We start from the raw sequence: 15,462 nt of genomic DNA on the forward strand, positions 1-15,462 counted from the left end.
TTCTTCCCCAATAGCGACCCCACGACGGCGCTGCTGGCCTCCTTCGCGACCTTCTCCATCGCCTTCTTCGCGCGCCCGCTCGGCGCCGTGGTCTTCGGCCATTTCGGCGACAAGATCGGGCGCAAGACAACGCTGGTCGCGGCCCTGCTGACCATGGGCATCTCGACCGTGGTGATCGGCCTGCTGCCGACCTATGCCCAGATCGGAGTGGCCGCGCCGCTGCTGCTGGCGCTGTGCCGCTTCGGCCAGGGCCTGGGCCTCGGCGGCGAATGGGGCGGCGCGGTGCTGCTCGCGACCGAGAACGCGCCCGAGGGCAAGCGCAACTGGTTCGGCATGTTCCCCCAGCTGGGCGCGCCGGTCGGCCTGTTCCTGTCCTCGGCGGTGTTCTGGCTGCTGCTGCAGTTCATGTCGCAGGAGGCCCTGCTGAGCTGGGGCTGGCGCATTCCCTTCCTGGCCTCGATCGCGCTCGTCGTGATCGGCCTGTGGGTGCGCCTGTCGATCACCGAGACGCCGGAATTCCAGCGCGCCATCGACAAGAAGCAGCGCGTGGCGGTGCCCGTGGTGGAGCTCTTCCGCTCGCACAAGCGCAGCCTGTTCCTGGGCACCTTCATGGCACTGGTGACCTTCGTCCTCTTCTACATCTGCTCGGCCTACATGCTGTCCTACAACGTGCGGGTGGTGGGCATTGCCTTCGTCGATGCGCTGAAGATCCAGATCTACGCCTCGGTCATCTTCGGCATCTCCACCATCGCGGCCGGCAAGCTGGGCGACCGCTATGGCCGGCGGGAGCTGCTGATCGTCGGCACGGTGCTGGTGATGCTCTTCTCCTTCGCGCTGGGGCCGCTGCTTTCGGCCGGGATCGGGGGCATCTACGCCTTCGCCACCATCGGCATGCTGCTCTTCGGGCTGAACTACGGCGTGATCGGCGTGGCCCTGGCCGCGCCCTTCCCCACCCAGGTGCGCTACACCGGCTCCTCGATCACCTTCAACCTGGCGAGCATCTTCGGCGCCTCGCTGGCGCCCTATATCGCGACCTGGCTGCAGTCGAGCTTCGGGATCGCCTCCGTGGGCTACTACCTGCTGGCGGCGGCGACGGTGACGCTGGTGTGCATCTTCGCCTCGCCGAAGCACGAGATGTAAAGGAAGCGAGGGGGCGCTGCCCCCTCAGTCCTCCAGCTCGGAATCCCAGTACAGATAGTCGCGCCAGCTCTCGTGCAGGTGATTGGGCGGGAAGCTCCGCCCGTTCTCCTGCAACTCCCAGCTGGTCGGCTGGCGCGGCACGTGGCGCGGCAGCATGTGGCACTCCCTGGGCATCTTGTCGGCCTTGCGGAGGTTGCAGGGCCCGCAGGCCGCCACGACGTTCTCCCAGCTCGTCCGCCCGCCCCGGCTGCGCGGGACCACATGGTCGAAGGTCAGCTCCTGGGCCGGCAGGTCGTGGCCGCAATACTGGCATTCAAAGCTGTCGCGCAGGAAGACGTTGAACCGCGTGAAGGCCGGCCGCCGGGCCGAGGGGATGTATTCCCGCAGCGCGATCACCGAGGGCAACCGCAGCGCGAAGGAGGGCGAGCGCACCTCCGTCTCATACTCGCTGAGCACCGAGACCCGATCCAGCACCACCGCCTTCACCGCGTCCTGCCAGGACCAGACGGAGAGCGGGAAGTAGGAAAGCGGCCGGAAATCGGCGTTCAGCACCAAGGCGGGAAACCCACCCGGGCCGGAAATTTGAGGAATGATACTGCCGTCGGGCAAGCGATGCTCCTCCTGGCCGCGATGGCGGAGGGACCGACGCCGGGAGAGGACAGGCTTCCGGGATTCGGTGGGCCGCCAACAACTGCGATACATGCATGACACCCTTGCCGCACCGCCGCAAGACGGGGCCGTCCGGCCCGGGCGTCTTTCATGGGTTCGTCACAAGTGCTTGCGGGGCCGGCGGTTTCGCGCGAGAGGCCTGGAATGCCGTCCGAACCCCAGCCCGGAAGCGTCACCCGCTTCGCGCCCTCGCCGACGGGGCTGCTGCATCTGGGCCACGCGCATTCGGCGCTCTTCGCGCGGCGGATGGGCGCGCGCTGCCTGCTGCGAATCGAGGACATCGACGCCACGCGCTGCCGGCCGGAATACACCCAGGCCCTCATCGAGGACCTCACCTGGCTGGGCCTCGACTGGGAGGCCCCCCCGCGCGTGCAGTCGCGCCATCTGCCCGAATACCGGGCCACGCTGGATGCGCTGCGCGGCCGCGGCCTGCTCTATCCCTGCTTCTGCACGCGCGGCGACATCGCCGGGGCCATCGCGGCCCAGCACGGCGCGCCGACCCAGATCTATCCCGGCACCTGCCGCGGCCTGCCGCCCGGCCAGGCCCAGGCGCGCATCGCCGCCGGCGACGCCTATGCCCTGCGGCTCGACGTCGCCCGCGCCCTGGCCGAGACGGGCCCCCTCGCCTTCACGGACCTGCTGCGCGGCCCCCGGCGCTGCACGCCCGAAGCCCAGGGCGACGTGGTGCTGGCCCGCAAGGACGTGCCCGTCTCCTACCATCTCTGCGTCACCCATGACGACGCGCTGCAGGGCGTGACCCTCGTCACGCGCGGCGAGGACCTGCTGGAGGCGACCAACATCCACCGCCTGCTCCAGGCGCTGATGGGCTGGCCGGAGCCACTCTACGCGCATCATCCCCTGATCCTGGGGGCCGATGGCAGGCGCCTCGCCAAGCGCGACAGGGCGCCGACGCTGCGCGCCCTGCGGGAGGCGGGGGCCACGCCCGGCGAGGTTCGCGCTCGGGCCTTCGTTTCGCCCCCGGGCACAAATTCCTGGACCCTGCCCGCGCGAACCGACTAAGCGATTCCGGCGCGTCGGAATGGATAAGAATGCATACGGTTCAGGTCTTCGAGCTCGTGATCGCCCTGCTGCTGGTGATCGTCGCCCTGCACTACATCGCGCATCGCCTGTCCCTGCCCCCGGCCGTCGCGCTTCTCACCGGCGGCAGCGCCCTGGCCTTCCTGCCCGGCCTGCCGGTCATCTCGCTCGACCCGGAGCTGGTGCTGGTCGTCTTCCTGCCGCCGCTGCTGATGGACGGGGCCTGGTTCACGGCGGTGGCGCATTTCCGCCGGCACATCATCGGCATCCTGTCTTTGGCCATCGGCGCGGTGCTCTTCACGACGGTGGTCGTGGCCGTCGTCGCGCATTGGCTGATGCCGTCCCTGCCCTGGGCGGCCTGCGCGGCGCTGGGCGCCATCGTCTCCCCGCCCGACGCCGTCTCGGCCCGCGCGGTGCTCCAGCGCGTTCGCCTGCCGCGCCGCCTGACGACGCTGCTGGAGGGCGAGAGCCTGCTCAACGACGCCACCGGCCTCGTGCTCTTCCGCTTCGCCGTCGCCGCCGTGGTGACCGGCAGCTTCAGCGCCGGCGACGCCCTGGTCAGCTTCGGCATCCTGGCGCTGGGCGGCGTCGTGGTCGGCGCGGCGATCGGCGGGGTCTGGGTGCTGCTGGTGCGACGGCTGAAGGAGCAGGATCTGATGATCGCCAGCTCCATCCTGCTGTGCTGGGCCTCCTATCTGGCGGGCGAGCAGCTGCACGTCTCGGGCGTCATCGCCACCGTCACCGCCGGCCTCATCGCCGGCTGGCACCAGCACACCGTGCTCTCGGCGCAGGTGCGGATGCGGGCGGGCGGCTTCTGGACGGTCATGATCTTCCTGCTCGAGGCCTTCGTCTTCATCCTCATCGGCTTCTCGCTGCGCGGCGTGATCGAGCGGGTGGGCGGCTTCGGCCCCGTGCTCCACGACATGGCCTGGCCGGCGATGGTCATCGTGCTGGCGGTCATCCTGGCGCGCTTCGTCTGGGTCTTCGGCTCGGATGCGGTGCTGGCGCTGGCGCGGCGCATCGGCCTCACGCGCAAGCCGCCCATCGGGCCGCGCGCCGCGGTGGTGATGAGCTGGGCGGGCATGCGCGGCGTGGTCACGCTCGCCGTCGCCCTGACCCTGCCGGAGGAGATGCCGGGCCGCGACTTCATGCTGGTGACGGCCTTCGCCATCATCCTCGCCACCGTGCTGCTCCAGGGCACGACGCTGGGCGTGGTCATCCGCGCGCTGGGCGTGCGCGAGGCCGAGGGCGCCGGGCCGCCGCTCAGCCTCGCCCAGGCCGAAGCCGCCATGGCGCGCGAGCAGCTGAAGGTCGTCGAGGCCGTGGCCCATGACGCCGAGGGGAAGCTGATCCATCCCCGCCTCCTCGACAGCTACCGCACCCGCGCCACCATCGCGGCCAATTATCCCGGCCGGGAGGTCGAGTTGCAGGCGGGGATGGAGGCGCATTTCGCCGTGGTCATCGCCGCCGTGACCGCCGGGCGGGCGGAGCTCGTGCGCCTGCACCGCGCCAACCAGATCGACGACGAGATCCTGCACAACCTCGAGCGCGACCTGGATATCGAGGAGCTGGGGGCCATGGCCGCCCTGTCCTAGGGCCCCGCTCGCCCCCGCTCCTCCCCTGGGGGCGGGTTGCGCAAGCCGCCATCGCCGCTAGCGTCGCGGGCGTGACACCCCGAACAGCCGGACTACTCCTCCTCCTCGCGACCACGGTGAACTGGGGCTCCACCTGGCCGCTGCTCAAATTCATCATGACCGGCCTGCCGCCGCTGACCCTGCGCGCCTGGGGCGCGTCGGCCGCGGCCCTCCTGCTCATCGCGCTCGCTCTGGCCTTCCGCGTGCCGCTCGGCGTCCCGCGCGGGCAGCGGGGGCGGCTGGTGCTTTTCGCCTTGCTCAACGTCAGCGCCTGGATGGCGCTGACCACGGTCGCCTTGCGCTGGCTCTCGGCCTCGGAGGGCGCGATCCTCGCCTATACCTTCCCCATCTGGGCAACGATCTTCGCCTGGCCGCTGCTGGGCGAGCGGCCGGGCCTCGCCCGCTGGGCGGGACTGGCGATCGGCTTCGGCAGCATGGTGTTCCTCTTCGCGGGACAGGGCGCGGAGGTGAGCGCCGACAAATGGCCGGGCGTGGCGGCGGTGCTCACGGCCGCGGTGCTCTTCGCCCTGGGCACGGTGCTGTCCAAGCGGCGGCCGCTGACCCTGCCGCCCTTCGCCTCGCTGACCTGGCAGATGGCCCTCGGCGCCATCCCCATGCTGATCCTGGCACCCTTCCTGGAGCGGCCGGACGTCGCCGCCGTGACCCTGCCCGTCTGGATCGCCTTCGCCTGGATGGTCGTCTTCACCATGGGCCTGTCCTACTTCACCTGGTTCGCCGCGCTGCGGCGGCTGCCCGCCTCGACCGCGACGCTGGGCTCGCTGCTGGCGCCGGTGCTGGGCGTGATCGGCGCCTCGCTCTCGCTGGGCGAGCCCATCGGCCTGCGCCAGGTGACCGCGCTTGGCGGCGTGCTGCTCGCCGTCGTGCTGGCCATCGGCCAGAAGGAGCGCCGACCCAGGGAACCCTGACGGCGCGCTGGGCGAAGCGGCCCGGCTGCGGTAACTCGGCGCGCTTGGCGGTGTGATCCTCGCCGTGACCCAGCCGGAGCGCCGCCCATGACCAACCCATCCTCCCCCCTGCCCCTCGTCCGCCTGCTTCCCGCCCGCGACAAGCGCGTGAAGGGCGGCCACCCCTGGGCCTTCTCCAACGAGATCGCGATGAGCGCCGAACTGCGCGCCCTCCCCCCCGGCAGCCCCGTGCGGCTGGAGGGCGACGACGGCATGAAGCACGGCGTGTGGCACTTCAACCCGCACAGCCTGATCGCCGCGCGCGTGCTGGACCGCAATCCCGAGGTCGAGCCCGGGGCCAATTGGTACCGCCGCCGCCTCTCCGACGCGCTGGCGTTGCGCACGCGCCTCGGCGTGCCGAATTTCTGCCGCCTGGTGCATGCCGAGGCCGACGGACTGCCCGGCCTGGTGGTCGACCGCTTCGACGACGTGATCGCGCTCCAGGCCAATACCGCCGGGATGGAGATGGCGACGCCGCTGATCGTGGAGGCGCTGCGGGAGCTGCTCGCGCCGCGCGCCATCGTCTCGCGCAATGATTCCTCCGTCCGCACGCTGGAGGGGCTGGAGCTGAATTCGGGCCTGCTGCACGGAACCGAGGCCCGCGCCCGCGTGGAAGAGGGCGGCATCGGCTTCGAGGTGGACCTGCTCTCCGGCCAGAAGACCGGCTGGTTCTTCGATCAGCGCGAGAACCGCGCTCGCGTGGCCGGCCTCGCGAGCGGCGCGACCATGCTCGACGCCTTCTGCCACACCGGCGGCTTCGGCCTGCTGGCGGCCAAGGCCGGCGCGGCCTCGGTGACGCTGCTGGACCGCTCGCAGCCCGCGCTCGACCTCGCCATGGCCACCGCCGCCGCCAATGGCCTGGGCGAGCGCGTGACCGCCCAGCGCGGCGAGGCGCTGGAGACGCTGGAGCGCATGGTCGGCGCGCGCCGCACCTTCGACATCGTGGTGGCCGACCCGCCGGCCTTCGCCAAGTCGCGCAAGGACATCCCCGCGGCGCTGCGCGCCTATCAGCGCCTCGCACGGCTCTGCGCGCAGCTGGTGGCGCCGGGCGGCTATCTGTTCATCGCCTCCTGCTCGCACCACGCCGCCCCCGCCGAGTTCTTCGAGGCGGTGGCCCAGGGCGTGTGGCGCGCGCGGCGCGAGGCGCGGATCCTGTGCTCCTCCGGCGCGGGACCGGACCATCCGGTGCATCCGATCCTGCCCGAGAGCGCCTATCTGAAGGCGCAGCTGCTCCAGCTGGGATGACGCGGTCCGAGGCCTATCGCCGGACGGTCTATCGGGCCGGCGATGTCGTGGTGCGTGTGAGCCGGCGCAGTGTTTCCGCCGATGCGTGGATGACGCGGCACCGCGCGAACCAGGCCTGGTTCATCGGCGCCGCCAACCCATTCAGCAGGAAGATGCCGGATCGCTGGAACGACGCGCAGCATGCGCGGCTGAAGCGAAACCTTCGCGTTTTCGAGGAAGGCGGCGGCAGCCTCAGCAGCTGGGATGAGCCCATGCTGCTCGCCGTCGCGGACGCCGCCACCATCCGCCTGATGATGCGGCGTTACCGGCAGGCGGCCGTCCTGCGCGTGCGGCTGCGCCGGCCGGCCGAGCTGATCTATCGGGGCTGAAAATCCGCCGCCCGCATCGTGCCGAGTTCGCTCAGCAGCATCGGCCAGAGCCGCAGCCCCTCGTCCAGCGAGGACAGCCGGAAGAACTCGTTGGGCGCATGCGCGTCCTCATCGGGGCTCGCCAGGCCGAACATCAGGCTGTCGATGCCGAGCTCCTCCTGGAACATCGTCGTGATCGGCACCGTGCCGCCGAGCCGCGTCACCGCCGGCTCCCCGCCCTTCGCCCGGCGCAGCACCGCCGCCGTCGCCGCGCGCAGCGGATGGTCGGCCGCCAAAGTGAAGGCCCGCGTGCCGCCGGGACGGTAGTGGAATTCCAGCGCGACGCCGGGTGGCGCATGGCGCTCCAGATGCGCCTTCACCGCCGCCTGCGCGGCCATTGGTTCCTGGCCGGGGATCAGGCGCATGGTCAGCTTGGCATGCGCCTCGGCCGGGGTGACGGTCTTGCCGCCCTGCCCGGTGTAGCCGCCCCACATCCCGTTGACCTCGACGGTCGGGCGCAGGGTCGTGCGCTCCCGCACCGTATAGGCCGGATCGCCGAAGGGCGTGGCGCCGAACTCCGCGTACCAGGCCGCCTCGTCCAGCGGCAGCGAGGCCGTCTCGGCCCGCTGCGCGTTGGTCAGGGGCGGCGCGCCGGTCTCGAAGCCCTCGACGACCACGCGGCCGGCCTCATCGTGCAGCGTCGCGATCAGTTTGGCCATCTCGTGCAGCGCGTTGCGCATGGCGCCGCCGACCTTGCCGGAATGGGCGTCCTTCTTCGCCGTGCGCAGGTCGAATTGCAGCGCGCAGATGCCGCGGCAGCCGATGTTCAGCACCGGCAACGGACCCGCCGCGCCGCCGCCATCGGCGGAGAGCATGGCGTCGGCCGCCAGCAACTCGCGATGCGCGGCGATCAGCGCCGGCAGCGAGGGCGAGCCGACCTCCTCCTCGCCCTCCAGGAACAGCTTCACGTTCACCGGGCAGCCGCCCTCCACGGCCAGGAAGCCGGCGATGGTCTCGATCGCGACGGTGGTCGAGCCCTTCACGTCGCTCGCGCCGCGCGCATAGATCCGCCCGTCGCGGATCGCCGGCTCGAAGGGAGGCGATTGCCAGAGTTCCAGCGGATCGGCCGGCTGCACGTCGTAATGGCCGTAGATCATGATGGTCGGCTTGTCCGGCCCCGCGCCGGTCCAGGCGCCGTAGATCGCGGGCTGTCCGCCCGGAGCGTCGAGCAGCCGCACGTCCGGCATGCCGATCGCGCGCAGCCGATCGAGCAGGAATTCGCGCGCGCCGCGCATGCCCTCGGCGAAGGCCGGGTCGGTGCTGACCGAAGGGAAGCGGATCAGCGTCAGCAGCCGCTCCAGGATCGCGCCCTTCCCGGCCGCCAGGTGCTCGATAACGCGCTCGCTCATGTTCGGTCCTCAGGAATGACAGCCATCGGGGAAACCCGGTTCAAAGATAGCGCTCGATATCCAGCGTGCTCTCGCGCCCCACCTTGTCGAAGCTCTCGCGCAGGAAGAGGTCCGCCGCGTCGCGCCCATAGTCGCGCAGCGTGGTGAGGAAGTCCCACTCGCCGTTGAACTTGGTGCTGAGCTTGAAGGCCCGCATGCGGTCCTCGTCCTCGATGCTGTGCAGGAAGATGCGGCGGTAGCGCGGCTGCTCCAGCCGCCCGGCCTCCAGCATGCGCTGCACGAAGTCGATCGCGCGCATCTCGCTCATCAGCGAGGCGTTGAAGCTGATCTCGTTCAGCCGGTTCATGATGTCGCTGGTGGAGGTCGGCAGCTCGGGGCGCAGCAGCGGGTTCAGCTGCACCAGAACGATGTCCGCCGCCATGCGCTCGTGATAGAGCGGCCAGAGCGCGGGATTGCCGAGATAGCCGCCATCCCAATAGGCCTCGCCGTCGATCTCCACCGCCTTGAACACATTGGGCAGGCAGGCCGAGGCCAGCAGCGCGTCGACCGTGATCTCCTCGCGCTTGAAGACCTTGGGCTTGCCGGTGCGCACGTTGGTGGCGGAGATGAACATCCGCATCGCGCTCTTGTCCGAGCGCAGCCGCTCCAGGTCGAGGCTCTCGTCCAGCGCCTTGCGGAGCGGATTGAACTCCATCGTGAAGGGGTTGAGCTGATAGGGGCTCAGCACCCGCGTCATCGTGTCGAAGGCGTTGTAGGCGAGGCTGTAGGTCAGGTCCCAGCCCCAGATCGCCTTCTCCATCGGATGGGCGCGCAGCGGCGACATGGCGAAGGACGTGCCCAGCGCGTGCCAGAAGCGCTTCAGCGCGGCCTTGGCGCCCTCGCGCCCGCCTTCCAGCAGGCCGAGCGCCAGGATCGCGCCGTTGATCGCGCCCGCCGAGGTGCCCGAAAGCCCGTCGAACTCGACGCGGTCGTCCTCCAGCAGGCGGTCGAGCGCGCCCCAGGTGAAGGCGCCATGCGTGCCGCCGCCCTGCAAGGCAAGGTTGATGCGCCGCGTGACGCGCTGGGCGAGGGCCGGCGCGGGAAGCCCCGCGGGGGGCGTGATGTCCATCAGGCGGCGGTCCAGCCGCCATCGATCGACATCGCCGAACCATTCACGCCGCCCGAGCCCGGGCCGACCAGATAGAGCGCCAGCCGCGCGACCTCCTCCACCTCGATCCAGCGCTTCGAGGGCTGCTTGGCCAGCAGGTGGTCCTTCAGCGCGGCCTCCGCGCTCACGCCGAACTGATCGGCGAACGGCTGCACCTGCGCCTCGGCCAGCGGCGTGCGCACGAAGCCGGGGCAGATGGCGTTGCAGGTCACCGGCGATTGCGCGATCTCGAGCGCGACCGACTTGGTCAGCCCCACCACGCCGTGCTTGGCCGCGACATAGGCCGTCTTGAAGGGGCTCGCGACCAGGCCGTGCGCGCTGGCCACGTTGATGATGCGCCCATGGCCGCGCGCGAGCATCCCCGGCAGCGCGGCCGAGATCGCGTGGAAATTGCTGCTGAGGTTGATCGCGATGATCGCGTCCCACTTCGCCGTCGGGAAATCCTGCACGGGCGAGACGAATTGGATGCCGGCGTTGTTCACCAGGATGTCGAGCTTGCCGAAGGCCTTCTCCGCCTCGGCGACCATGCCGCGGATTTCCTCGGGCTTCGACATGTCGGCACCGCTGTAGGGGGCCTCGGCCACGCCCATGAGCGCGCCGATCTCGGCGCGGGCAGCGGCGATCTCCTCGGGCCTGCCGAAGCCGTTCAGCATCACCTGCGCGCCAGCCTGGGCGTAGATCCGCGCGATGCCGAGCCCGATGCCCGAGGTCGAACCGGTGACCAGCGCCGATTGCCCGGCGAGAATCTTCTCCATGCGCTCCACCATTCCAGTTTTGTTGCCTTGCAGTAGCCGGGAAACAGCCGCCGCTCAATCAATGCCCGCGTCTCGAGGGATCGATGGGATTCCGCGCGGCGGCTTGATGATCGGCCGGCCAGCCCTCACCCTGCTTCGCAGAGCGACAGGAGACGAGGCATGATTCCGGTGGAAGCGCGCCCGCACCGCCACTGGCGCATGCCCTGGCGCGTGCCTCTGGCCGTCTTCGGCCTCCTGATCTGGCTGGGGGCCGGGCCGGCCTGGGCTCAGGCCTGCCTTCCCGTCGCGCCCGACGCGGCCGCGCTGGTGCCGGCCGAGCGGGACGACCGGCCCAGCGCCCGCGTGCAGACCGAGGCGCGTCTGGCGGAGCTGAGGCGCGGCTCCGCTCCGACGCTGCTGGTCGGCGATTCGATCTTCGCGCGATGGATCGGCGCGGAGGCGGATCTCGGCCTGCCGGTCACCCGTTTCGCGGTCGGCGGCGACCGCACGGAGCATGTGCTGGACCGCCTGAATCGCGCCGCGCCGCCGGCCGGCCAGGTCCGGCAGGTGATCCTGCTGATCGGCACGAACAACCTGCGCCGGGACGATGGCTGCACCATCGGCCAGGCCGTCGCGGCCATCCTGAATCGTCTCCGGACCCTCTTCCCCGGCGCGAGGCTGGTGGTGGTCTCCATCCTGCCGCGCGCACCCTGGGACCGTGCGCAGCGGCCGGGCATCGCCCGGGCGAACGCGCTGATCGAGCAGGAGGCGAAAGCCGTGGGCGCGCGCTATGTCGACGCCCACACGCGGATGATGGCGGCCTGCGCCGCGGCACCGAGCTGCAGCCTTTTCCACGATGGGCTGCACCCCGGTCCGGAAGGCTATGCCATGATGGCGGCGGCCATCAGGCCAGAACTGGCCCGCTGAGGGCAAGCGGAAGGGAGCTCAGGCCGGTGCGCCGCGTCGCTGGGCACCGCGTCGCCGCCCCTCGTCGGCCAGCACCATCTCCAATACGCGACGGTACTTCGGTTCGTCGGGATTGAGTGCCACCGCTTTGAGCAAGGCCTCCTTGCCGATGGCGCCGTCTCCGAGCCGGATGGAAAGTCGCCCGGCGGCGAAACAGACGTTTGCCTGGTCGGGTGCGAGGGCCAGCGCGCGATGATTGGCTTCCCTGGCCGCTTCCAGGCGCTTGCTCTTCGCGAGGCCCGCGGCGCGCTGCGACCAATAGAGTGCGGAACTCGCGCGCCCTTGCCGGATGGCGCGCCGCAGCGACGGGATATCGGCTGTTCCGGATGCGAGCTTGCGGATGGCGGAACTCAGAAGCTTGATGTCGCGCAGAAACGTGCCGGCCGGATGGCCGCCGAACGGCGCGAGCAGCGTCGATGCCCGCGCCGAAAGCGCAGTGATCTCCGCCCCGTGACGGCCGTCGGCGGTAAGGGGATCGAAGATAAGGGTGACCGTCGCGTCGGGATTCAGATTCTCCGCCATGTCATCGTCGAAGAAATCGAGCGTGGCGGCCTCTTCCGACCAGCGCCTTTCCCAGGGCACGCGCCGCCGGTCGATCGAGAATTGCGGCGATATGGCCACGACATCCGTCGCCCCTAGGCGCCTGCTCCAGGCGAGAGCGCCGTATCCTCCCATGGAGGATCCGTAGGTGACGACCCGGCGAAACCGGGCGGCGATGGGCTTGATCGCCTGGATCGCAGCCTCGGCCTCGGTCGTCTGGAACCAATGATTCCGATCGGCCGTCACGTGGACGGAGGAAATGTTCGACGCCTGCAGGAACTGCTGCCCGAACGGCCTGCGATCCAAGCCCTGGCGCGGCGAGCGCGCCGGGAAGGTAATCACAAGGACGTCGCTGTCGGCCGGGCGGCTCGCGTCAACGACCCTCAGCGTCGTACCGTCGAACACGCGCCCGATCGTCGTCTTCGCCATGTCGCTTCAGGCCCTATTTAACTTCGGACGACATTCATAGCCGCAAGCCCGAGTCGAGACAGGCCCGGCAGCAGGCGCATGCCGGCATCCCCGCACCCACCCGGTCGGCTGGGCCTCCGCACGGTCCGCCAGGTTGGCCATCTTTCCGTCGATCCGGTCAGCGTCGATCAACATGATATGACGCTCCGATGAGTCCAGATGCCCCTCGGGGAAAGAATTCATAATGAACATCCAATTGGCGATTCGATAAAAATCACATCATCATGATTTTCTTATTCTTAAAATGACAAGACATACTCTGACGATTCATGCCATTTTCACGGAATGATCCGATGCAAACGGATAAAAGCTTCCTTCTGAAGGTTATTTTAGAATTTCAACATGAATATTTTTCGAGATTAATAATTTCGCAAATCAACACGCCACGGGGAATAAAATATGAAAAGAATATCTCATGCTCAGACCGGCCAGGATATTCTCATCGATTTTATTCTGCGAAGGAATGGATTTATCCCGCGCGCCTCGGAAAATTACGAAGGTTTCTACATAGATATTGGATGCGCACATCCCATAAAGGGATCCAATACTTATTTCTTTTATGAAAGAGGCTGGACAGGCCTTTGCATCGACGCCAACCCCTTGGCGGAAGAGCCCTTCAAGGAAATTCGACCCAAGGATATTTTCGTGAATTCAGGGGTCGGAGAAGAAGAAAGCTTCCTGGATTTTTACATATTCAACAACCCTCAGCACAACACTTTCAATCCTGGCCGCGCCAAGCGGCACCCCGATGCGTTGCAAAGGGTTGTGAACGTGAAAGTCGACAATCTGACATCCATACTATCAAAAAATCTGCCGGACCATCAAGAAATAGACTTCTTATCGATGGATATTGAAGGATTCGAATTAATGTCTCTAAGAAATTTGGATCTTTTTAAATTTCGCCCAAAATTGATTATTGTAGAAGCCCTTGCTTCGATACAGAATATCGATAGATCTCCGGTGACGAAACTTCTTGTTGATCACGATTATCAGGTCGTCGCGCATACCGGGCACGACACAATATTCCTGAATCAGCGCACCGTCGCCTGATCGGCTACCTGCTGCCCTCGGCGGGATATACCCCCTCGCCGGCGGCGCCACCCAGCGCCGGCCGGGCCACCGCCAGCGTGTCCGCCAGCAGCTTGTCCAGCTGCCCCCGCGCCGCCTCCACGCCGATCACGTCGCGCGACCGCGCCGCCTCCTCCATGGCCTGCGCGGCCTCGGCCAGCAGCCGCGCGCCCACCATCCGCGACGAGCCCTTGAGGCGGTGCGCCGCCTCCGCCAGCCGCGGCCCCTCGGCCTCCTTCAGCCGGGCGATGTCGCCCGCCGCCTGCTCGGCGAAGCTGTCCAGGATGCTCAGCAGCCGCTCGCGGTCCCGCCCGAAGAGCCCGCGCAGCGCGTCCGGATCGAAGAGCGCCCCGCCCGCCGAGGCGCCCTCCTTCGCCAGGCCCGGCATGAAGCGCGCCAGCGCGCGCGACAGCCCGTCCAGCGTCACCGGCTTGGTCACGAAGCCGTCCATCCCGGCGGCGTAGCAGCGCTCCGCCTCGCCCTTCAGCGCATTGGCCGTGACGGCGATCAGCGTGGTGCGCGGCAGGCCCTTGGCCTGCTCCTCCTGGCGGATCGCCCGCGCCATCTCGAAGCCGTCCATCACCGGCATGTGGATATCGAGCAGCACGAGCGAGGGCCGGTGCCAGCGCCAATGCGCGAGGCCCTGCGCGCCGTCATCGGCCGTGGCGGCGGGGATGCCCAGCAGCTCCAGCTGCCGCGTGAGGACCTCGCGGTTCACCGGATGGTCGTCCACCGCCAGGACGCGGCCGAGCGGCGCATGGCCCGCGCCGGTCGGCGGCGGCAGGGGCAAGGGCTTCGCCGCCGCCGGGACGACCACCGCCACGCGCAGCCGCAGCGTCACGATAAAGCGGCTGCCGCGCCCGGAGGTGCTCTCCGCCCGCACCTCGCCGCCCATCAGCTCCACGAGCCGGCGCACGATGGACAGGCCCAGGCCCGTGCCGCCGAAACGGCGCGTGGTCGAGCTGTCGGCCTGGGTGAAGGGCTGGAAGAGCCGCGCCAGGGTCTCGGCGTCCATGCCCACCCCGCTGTCCTCCACGACGAGCCGGACGACGGCCATTCCGCCCTGCGGATCGGTCTCGTCCAGGCGCGTCTGGGCCGCCAGACGCACGAAGCCGCGCTCGGTGAACTTCAGCGCGTTGCCGATCAGGTTGAACAGGATCTGCCGCAGACGGGTGGGGTCGCCCTCCATCCAGTCGGGGCCGGGATCGGCGGGGTCGGCGAAGAGGGTAAGGCCGCGCTGGCGCGCCTGGGGCATCAGCGTCTCGACCGTGCCCTCGATGAGGCTGCGCAGGCTGAAGGGCAGTTCCTCCACCTCCATCCGCCCCGCCTCGATCTTCGAGAAGTCGAGCACATCGTCGATGATGCCCAGCAGCGACTGCGCGCTCTCGCGGATCACGGCCACGCTGCGCGCCTGGTCGGCGCCGAGCGCCGATCGATCGAGGATCTCGAGCATGCCCAGCACGCCGTTCATGGGGGTGCGGATCTCGTGGCTCATGGCCGCGAGGAAGGAGGATTTGGCGTGGGCCGCGGCCTCGGCGGCGTCGCGCGCGGCCTCGGCCTCGGCCTGGGCCGCGAGCGCGGCTTGCTCGCTCGACTTCAGCGCCGTGATGTCATGCGCCTGGCTGATGAGCCGCCCGCCGGAGAGAAGGGTGTAGTGGAACTCCACCCAGCGCCCGCTCGGCAGCTGGCGCGCATAGCGCAGCGACCCGCCGCCGCGGATGCCGGCATGGATGCGCTCGATGCGCTCGCGCACGAAGGCCGCCTCGTCCTCGACGGGCCCGAAATCGCCGCGCCGGGCCAGCCAGCCGATGCCTTCGCTGAAATGCGCGCCCGGCGCGAAGAGTTCCTGCGGCGCGTCCAGCAGATGGTGATGCCGGCGGTTCGCGACGATGACCCGCGACGACGCGTCGTAGAGCGTGACCAGCGCCTCCGTGCTGTCCAGCACCTCGCGCAGCAGGTCGCGCTCGGCGTCGAGCTCGGCCTCGCGCTCCTTCAGCGCCGTGACGTCGCGCGCATGGCCGATGACGCGCCCGCCCGAGAGCGGCGCATAGGTGCGCTCCAGCCAGCGCCCATCCGCCATGCGGCGCACGTC

Annotated in this window: 14 protein-coding genes; 8 read left to right on the top strand and 6 right to left on the bottom strand. The window is 69.1% G+C overall.

The genetic code is table 11. The features are described 5' to 3' along the window. On the top strand, nucleotides 1–1,140 hold a 1,140-nt coding region (locus ACO057_RS06090; RefSeq protein WP_421989668.1), incomplete at its 5' end, for an MFS transporter. Nucleotides 1,141–1,164: 24 nt separating this feature from the next. Here the strand turns inward: ACO057_RS06090 and ACO057_RS06095 are convergent. Then, on the bottom strand, nucleotides 1,165–1,749 hold the full coding sequence (locus tag ACO057_RS06095; protein ID WP_421989670.1) for an HNH endonuclease: 585 nt from the start codon (nucleotides 1,747–1,749) through the stop codon (nucleotides 1,165–1,167). A gap of 204 nt (nucleotides 1,750–1,953) precedes the next feature. Here ACO057_RS06095 and gluQRS point away from each other — a divergent pair, with 204 nt between their 5' ends. From gluQRS to ACO057_RS06120, 5 genes are all read left to right on the top strand, one after another. After that, complete coding sequence (gene gluQRS / locus ACO057_RS06100) at nucleotides 1,954–2,829, top strand: tRNA glutamyl-Q(34) synthetase GluQRS (protein WP_421989672.1); 876 nt, start codon at nucleotides 1,954–1,956, stop codon at nucleotides 2,827–2,829. A 29-nt stretch (nucleotides 2,830–2,858) separates the two neighbouring features. Continuing rightward, complete coding sequence (locus tag ACO057_RS06105) at nucleotides 2,859–4,442, top strand: Na+/H+ antiporter (protein ID WP_421989674.1); 1,584 nt, start codon at nucleotides 2,859–2,861, stop codon at nucleotides 4,440–4,442. Between the two features lie 71 nt (nucleotides 4,443–4,513). Beyond that, on the top strand, nucleotides 4,514–5,407 hold the full coding sequence (locus ACO057_RS06110; RefSeq protein WP_421989676.1) for a DMT family transporter: 894 nt from the start codon (nucleotides 4,514–4,516) through the stop codon (nucleotides 5,405–5,407). An 87-nt stretch (nucleotides 5,408–5,494) separates the two neighbouring features. After that, nucleotides 5,495–6,691, top strand: coding sequence for a class I SAM-dependent rRNA methyltransferase (locus tag ACO057_RS06115; RefSeq protein WP_421989678.1), 1,197 nt, complete (start codon nucleotides 5,495–5,497; stop codon nucleotides 6,689–6,691). Beyond that, the gene (locus tag ACO057_RS06120; RefSeq protein WP_421989680.1) at nucleotides 6,688–7,059 is read left to right on the top strand and encodes a DUF3293 domain-containing protein; all 372 of its coding nucleotides are present in this window, start codon (nucleotides 6,688–6,690) and stop codon (nucleotides 7,057–7,059) included. The genes ACO057_RS06115 and ACO057_RS06120 overlap by 4 nt, the downstream gene beginning before the upstream one ends. Here ACO057_RS06120 and ACO057_RS06125 read toward each other — a convergent pair. The 3 genes from ACO057_RS06125 to ACO057_RS06135 are packed head-to-tail and all read right to left on the bottom strand — an operon-like array spanning nucleotide 7,047 to nucleotide 10,349. Further along, complete coding sequence (locus ACO057_RS06125) at nucleotides 7,047–8,447, bottom strand: M20/M25/M40 family metallo-hydrolase (RefSeq protein WP_421989682.1); 1,401 nt, start codon at nucleotides 8,445–8,447, stop codon at nucleotides 7,047–7,049. The two genes, ACO057_RS06120 and ACO057_RS06125, sit on opposite strands and share 13 nt — an antisense overlap. A gap of 40 nt (nucleotides 8,448–8,487) precedes the next feature. Continuing rightward, entirely contained in the window at nucleotides 8,488–9,555 is a 1,068-nt protein-coding gene (locus ACO057_RS06130) for a patatin-like phospholipase family protein (protein ID WP_421989684.1), read from the bottom strand. Further along, nucleotides 9,555–10,349, bottom strand: a complete 795-nt coding sequence (locus tag ACO057_RS06135) for a 3-hydroxybutyrate dehydrogenase (protein ID WP_421989686.1) — start codon at nucleotides 10,347–10,349, stop codon at nucleotides 9,555–9,557. The genes ACO057_RS06130 and ACO057_RS06135 overlap by 1 nt, the downstream gene beginning before the upstream one ends. Before the next feature lie 159 nt (nucleotides 10,350–10,508). Between ACO057_RS06135 and ACO057_RS06140 the strand changes: the two genes are divergently transcribed. Beyond that, the gene (locus ACO057_RS06140) at nucleotides 10,509–11,255 is read left to right on the top strand and encodes an SGNH/GDSL hydrolase family protein (protein WP_421989688.1); all 747 of its coding nucleotides are present in this window, start codon (nucleotides 10,509–10,511) and stop codon (nucleotides 11,253–11,255) included. Between the two features lie 18 nt (nucleotides 11,256–11,273). On the opposite strand, the gene ACO057_RS06145 is transcribed toward ACO057_RS06140, so the two are convergent. After that, nucleotides 11,274–12,263 carry a hypothetical protein gene (locus ACO057_RS06145; RefSeq protein ID WP_421989690.1) on the bottom strand — a complete coding sequence of 330 codons (990 nt, stop codon included), beginning with the start codon at nucleotides 12,261–12,263 and terminating at the stop codon, nucleotides 11,274–11,276. Nucleotides 12,264–12,701: 438 nt separating this feature from the next. Here ACO057_RS06145 and ACO057_RS06150 point away from each other — a divergent pair, with 438 nt between their 5' ends. After that, entirely contained in the window at nucleotides 12,702–13,352 is a 651-nt protein-coding gene (locus ACO057_RS06150; RefSeq protein ID WP_421989692.1) for an FkbM family methyltransferase, read from the top strand. Between the two features lie 4 nt (nucleotides 13,353–13,356). Here the strand turns inward: ACO057_RS06150 and ACO057_RS06155 are convergent. After that, the coding region (locus ACO057_RS06155) for an ATP-binding protein (protein ID WP_421989694.1) at nucleotides 13,357–15,462 on the bottom strand (2,106 nt) is incomplete at its 5' end.

The organism is Roseococcus sp. (assembly GCF_965227005.1).
In the GTDB taxonomy this organism is placed as follows: Bacteria; Pseudomonadota; Alphaproteobacteria; order Acetobacterales; family Acetobacteraceae; genus Roseococcus.

Coding starts and splice junctions, on each gene's coding strand:
- ACO057_RS06125 (WP_421989682.1), bottom strand. CDS start 8,447: ATGAGCGAGCGCGTTATCGAGCACCTGGCGGCCGGGAAGGGCGCGATC.
- ACO057_RS06140 (WP_421989688.1), top strand. CDS start 10,509: ATGATTCCGGTGGAAGCGCGCCCGCACCGCCACTGGCGCATGCCCTGG.
- ACO057_RS06115 (WP_421989678.1), top strand. CDS start 5,495: ATGACCAACCCATCCTCCCCCCTGCCCCTCGTCCGCCTGCTTCCCGCC.
- ACO057_RS06130 (WP_421989684.1), bottom strand. CDS start 9,555: ATGGACATCACGCCCCCCGCGGGGCTTCCCGCGCCGGCCCTCGCCCAG.
- ACO057_RS06150 (WP_421989692.1), top strand. CDS start 12,702: ATGAAAAGAATATCTCATGCTCAGACCGGCCAGGATATTCTCATCGAT.
- ACO057_RS06120 (WP_421989680.1), top strand. CDS start 6,688: ATGACGCGGTCCGAGGCCTATCGCCGGACGGTCTATCGGGCCGGCGAT.
- ACO057_RS06135 (WP_421989686.1), bottom strand. CDS start 10,349: ATGGAGAAGATTCTCGCCGGGCAATCGGCGCTGGTCACCGGTTCGACC.
- ACO057_RS06105 (WP_421989674.1), top strand. CDS start 2,859: ATGCATACGGTTCAGGTCTTCGAGCTCGTGATCGCCCTGCTGCTGGTG.
- ACO057_RS06145 (WP_421989690.1), bottom strand. CDS start 12,263: ATGGCGAAGACGACGATCGGGCGCGTGTTCGACGGTACGACGCTGAGG.
- gluQRS (WP_421989672.1), top strand. CDS start 1,954: ATGCCGTCCGAACCCCAGCCCGGAAGCGTCACCCGCTTCGCGCCCTCG.